General features: G+C 46.1%; 1 protein-coding gene. It reads left to right on the top strand.

Going from position 1 to position 527, the window contains the following annotated elements; all coding sequences use genetic code 11:
* Positions 1 to 162: 162 nt before the first annotated feature.
* The coding region (locus RM190_RS23385) for a hypothetical protein (protein WP_311761885.1) at positions 163 to 527 on the top strand (365 nt) is incomplete at its 3' end.

Raw genomic sequence — 527 nt, 5'->3', positions numbered from 1 at the left:
TCGCTATTCGTATGCCAGTTGGAAACGCACTATTCAGACGGGCGATTGTATTGATTTAAGTCTGGATAAATGCGCCTATACGACAATCACGAAACATAACTCAAACGTTCAGCCTGAAACTGACGAAGTTATGATTCTTTCAACCGTGGGAGTGAGTTAATAATGAGTGCTACTTGGACAACCTCCTCTAACCTGTTTTCAGGGTTAGAACAAAATGGCTGGAAACTATTTAACCAGCAAGGGCGCGAGATTAAACGCTCTACCGATTTAAACCAACTCCAGCCAGTTAACCAGCGTTACACACTGCGACTACTTGACCCGGTAAACCTTCGCGTTGTTGGTAATCCTACGCTTGCTTATAGTGACACCACAAACGGTACTATTCAGTTTACGGCTGTTTCTGGTAAGCCGGGGGATTATGTTGCACTGGTTGAAAACGTAGGGAACCGCAAATACGGCAACCTCAGCGCGTACACTTCAAAAGTTCCCGGCGCGGTGATTCCTGCTATTACGAGTGACCCGTTAGG

This window comes from Paracoccus broussonetiae, assembly GCF_031854425.1.
Lineage (GTDB): Bacteria > Pseudomonadota > Alphaproteobacteria > Rhodobacterales > Rhodobacteraceae > Paracoccus > Paracoccus broussonetiae.
The sequence above is the reverse complement of the archived record's forward strand: the minus strand, read 5'-3'. Positions and strand labels throughout refer to the sequence as shown.